Source organism: uncultured Gimesia sp. (assembly GCF_963972345.1).
Taxonomy (GTDB): domain Bacteria; phylum Planctomycetota; class Planctomycetia; order Planctomycetales; family Planctomycetaceae; genus Gimesia.
Genome location: NZ_CAXAVM010000313.1, coordinates 1 through 4,416 on the forward strand (window position 1 = coordinate 1; position 4,416 = coordinate 4,416).

Genomic DNA, 4,416 nt, shown 5'->3' on the forward strand with positions numbered 1-4,416 from the left:
ATCTGCGATGTGTTGCCTGTCATGGAGGCCGTCGCCAGGAAGCCAGCCTGGATCTGCGAACCAAAGCTTCGATTCTGAAAGGAGGCAAGTCCGGCCCGGCTATCAAACCGGGCGACCCGTCGGGCAGCCTGTTAATCAAACGGATTCACGCAGGCGAAATGCCCCCGCCGCGTAAGCTGGTTTCAGCCAGCGTCAAACCGATGCAGGACAATGAGCGGGAACTGCTTTCGCAGTGGATTGCCCTGAAATTACCGGAAGTGGAATCACTGCGAACTGAGGAAACAGAACTGGTCACAGAAGCAGATCGAAATTTCTGGTCATTTCAACCTCCCCGGCAGCCGACGCCACCAGTAGTGAAGGGACAGGAGCGGGCCCGGAATCCGATCGATGCATTTATTTTGCAGCGACTGGAACAACACGGCCTGAGCCTGTCACCAGCTGCCAGCAAACGAACGTTAATTCGCCGCCTCTATTTCGACCTGACCGGGTTGCCTCCGCTGCCTGAGGAAATCGAACAGTTTCTCAATGATACCGATCCACGTGCTTATGAAAAGCTGGTTGATCGCCTGCTCGCTTCCCGCCGCTATGGCGAACGCTGGGCACGACACTGGCTGGATGCCGCCGGCTATGCCGATTCTGAAGGGGCACAGAATGAAGACAAACTGCGGCCCCACATGTACCGCTATCGTGATTATGTCATTCGGGCGCTGAATGAAGACAAACCGTACTCCCGTTTTTTAATGGAGCAGATCGCCGGCGATGAACTGGTCGATTACCAGTCGGGCGAGATCACACCGGAAGTTTATGATTGTTTGGTCGCAACAGGTTTCCTGCGGACCGCTCCCGACCGTACGTTTGCGGACATTACGAACTTTGTCCCGGATCGACTGGAAGTGATTGCGGACGAAATGGACATCCTGGGTTCAGCAGTCCTGGGTTTAACCATGAAATGTGCCCGCTGTCATTCCCATAAGTTTGATCCGATTCCCCAACGAGATTACTATCGCCTGACTGCGATCTTTAAAGAAGCCTACGATGAACACGACTGGCTGAAGTCGCAGGGGCCGCGAACCCTGGCTCACCTCCCGCAGGCTGAGCGCGACAAATATCATCAACGGGAACGGAAGCTGGCTGCCGAAGTGCAACAGATCAATCAGGAAATTGCAACACTGACAGAGCAGGCTCGGAAATTGCAGATTGAGAAACAGGCAAAATCATTAGAGGAAGCCGATCCGCAATATCAACAGAAATGCGATCAGTTACAGCAACAGATCAAGGCGATACAAGCCAGAAAGCAGCCTGCACCACGGATTCGCGCACTATGGTCAAGGGGTACTCCTTCGCCCAGTTATATTTTGAAACGCGGCAATTATCTCACACCCGGACGTCCGGTCGAACCGGGTGTGCCCGCGGTACTCGCCCGTAACCAAAATCCGCTGGAAGTAATTGCCCGGAGCAGTCAGAAAGAGAGTCAAGGCGGCCGACGTCTGGCGTTTGCCCGCTGGTTGACTCAGCCGGATCATCCCCTGACTGCGCGGGTCATGGTCAATCGTATCTGGATGCATCATTTTGGCAGAGGAATTGTCAAGACACCGGAGAACTTTGGACGGGCGGGAGAACGCCCCTCTCACCCGGAACTGCTGGACTGGCTGGCGACGGAGTTTGTACGACAGGGCTGGAGACTGAAGTCCCTGCATCGACTGCTGGTGACTTCAGAAACCTATCGGCAGACTTCAATGGTCTCGGATGAGGCTTTGCGAAAAGACCCGGATGGCAGCCTGCTCTCGCGGATGCCTTTAAGGAGAATGGAAGGCGAAGTGCTCCGTGATACATTGCTCTACCTGTCAGGCCAGCTGGATGAAACTCCTTACGGCCCGGCTGATCCGGTGGACGTGCGCCGTGATGGACTGGTGACTTCCCTGGCTTCCGAACAAGGCTGGCGGAGAAGCATCTATGTGTTGCAGCGCCGCACACAGATACCGACACTGCTGGAAAATTTTGACTACCCGCAGATGGGACCAAACTGCATTCGACGCGGCGATTCGCTGGTCGCCACCCAGGCCTTACACATGTTGAACGATCAACTGGTGCATCGACTGGCGACTGAATTTGCTGACCGAATCCACAATCAGGCGGGCAACAGACCGGCCGATCAGTTGAAACAGATCTACCGTCTGGCATTGGGCCGCGAGGCGTCTCCGGAAGAAATGTCGCTGGGCGTGGAAACAATGCATGCGTTGAAGCAGGAATGGATGAAAACAAATTCCGCAACCGGAGCAGACGCTGCAGCGCGGAAATCGCTGACCAATTATTGTCACGCGATCTTCAATCTGGCCGAATTTCAATATATCGATTGAGTCTGTTAAGCATGTTACTGCAGCAGAAAGAGATGACCTATGATCCCTGAAATTTCTGATCAGAGCCAGATGCCTCGACGCAGCTTTTTCCAGCAGGTTTCCACCGGTCTGCAGGGAGCCGCCCTCACCTGGTTGCTGCAACAGGATCTGTACGCTGATGAAAAACAGAACCCCGTTCGTGAGACTCCCAAATTCGGTCCTCATCATCGGCCCCGTGCCAAATCGGTGATCCATCTATTCATGAATGGCGGTCCCAGCCAGATGGATCTGTTTGATCCCAAGCCTTACCTGGATAAGCATCACGGTCAGGATTACTTTCAAAAAATTGCCGGTGAAGTCGAATTCCCTGCCCAGGCGGGCGCCATCATGCGCAGCCCGTTTCAGTTTGCCCGGCATGGTGAATCGGGGATGTGGGTTTCGGATATTATGCCTCACCTGGCAAAGCAGGTCGATGAAATCACCATGATCCGCTCGATGTATACGACCAATTTAACCCATGAACCGGCGCTTTATAAAATTCAATCGGGCAGTGAATTCACGGGACACCCTTCCCTGGGCGCCTGGGTTTCTTACGGACTGGGAAGTGAAAACCAGAATCTGCCTACGTATGTCGTGCTGGATGATCCACGCGGCCTGCCCGTGAACGGGATTGAGAACTGGCAGGCCGGTTTTCTCCCGGCACAACATCAGGGCACCCGTTTTCGCGCCACCGGTTCGCCCGTACTCAATCTCAAACCCGACTACGAACAACCTTCCGCCGTGACACAACTGGAACGCGATCTGATTACCCGCCTGGATCGAATTCATCAGCGAAAACGAGCACACCACCATCAACTGGAAGCGCGGCTTGCCTCTTATGCACTGGCGGCCCGGATGCAGGTCGCTGCTTCCGATGCCCTGGATCTGTCGCAGGAAACGCAGGAGACTCAGCAGATGTATGGCATCGATCAGTCGGTGACCGAATCGTATGGCCGACGCTGCCTGATTGCCCGGCGTCTGGTCGAGCGAGGGGTGCGGTTCATTCAACTCTTTATCAACAGCCAGATCTGGGATACGCACAGTTCTATTGCCGCCAATCTGAAAAAAGCCTGCCAGAGAACAGACCAGCCGGTGGCAGCATTACTTCAAGACCTGAAACAGCGTGGGCTCCTGGATGACACACTGGTGATGTGGGGCGGTGAAATGGGGCGGTTACCCATAGCGCAATTGGCGGCTGATAAAGATGCCGGTAAATCGGGTCGCGATCATAACAAAAATGCCTTGTGTTCCTGGATGGCTGGCGGCGGAGTGAAAAAAGGACTGGTCTGGGGAGCCACCGATGAACTGGGCTTCGCTGCGGTCGAGAACCGCGTCAGTGTTACTGACTGGCATGCCACCATGCTGCATTTACTGGGATTAAATCACGAAGACCTGTTTATTTCCCGCAATGGATTGAAAGAACGCCTGACCGGAGTGGGAAATGATCCTCAAGTCATTCACGAGATTCTGGCTTGATCAGCGCCTTTCACGGCAGCAGGTTTCTTCTGATCGGATCATTTTGAAGCCAGGGCTCTTCCCTGCTGCAGGGCTAAACCCCGTTACGGAATCTGCGACACAATGTCACTTCAAATCAAATAATAAATTATTTTCATAATTTATTAGCATTCCTAAATCAAAACGTTAGGATCATAACAAACCCTCTCTTCCTGGTTCTTTCAGATTCAGGACGCTTATCGAAATATCATGTTAACAGTCCCGTTTCGGGATATTCAAAACCAGTTTATTGTATCAACGAAAAGCAGGCAGTTTCAAAACAATTGATTCGGAACCGACAGGAGGCACCATGTTCTTACGTGTTACTTCGTGGTTGAATTCTCTGCTGCTCAGCCCGGCTGGCTTGTGTATGATACTCGTTGTGTTTTTTTCAGGATCGCTCTTGCTCTGTAACCACCTGATTCATGTGGATGCATCGGGAAGGCCGCTGGCGCGAAAACATACCGTGCTTGAAAACCATCCGACCACCCGCGAATTAATCGAAGTGACCAGTGAATTAAACTGGCAAAACGATCCGCAGCTGTTA

General features: G+C 53.2%; 3 protein-coding genes. All 3 read left to right on the forward strand.

The window, feature by feature from the left end; genetic code table 11:
* On the forward strand, nucleotides 1-2,357 hold a 2,357-nt coding region (locus AACZ40_RS28250; RefSeq protein ID WP_339676940.1), incomplete at its 5' end, for a PSD1 and planctomycete cytochrome C domain-containing protein.
* A 39-nt stretch (nucleotides 2,358-2,396) separates the two neighbouring features.
* Nucleotides 2,397-3,851 carry a DUF1501 domain-containing protein gene (locus AACZ40_RS28255; protein ID WP_339676943.1) on the forward strand — a complete coding sequence of 485 codons (1,455 nt, stop codon included), beginning with the start codon at nucleotides 2,397-2,399 and terminating at the stop codon, nucleotides 3,849-3,851.
* A gap of 328 nt (nucleotides 3,852-4,179) precedes the next feature.
* On the forward strand, nucleotides 4,180-4,416 hold a 237-nt coding region (locus AACZ40_RS28260), incomplete at its 3' end, for a hypothetical protein (RefSeq protein ID WP_339676946.1).

Excerpts from the sequence above, each read along its gene's own strand:
- AACZ40_RS28255 (WP_339676943.1), top strand. The coding sequence starts at position 2,397 with ATGATCCCTGAAATTTCTGATCAGAGCCAGATGCCTCGACGCAGCTTT.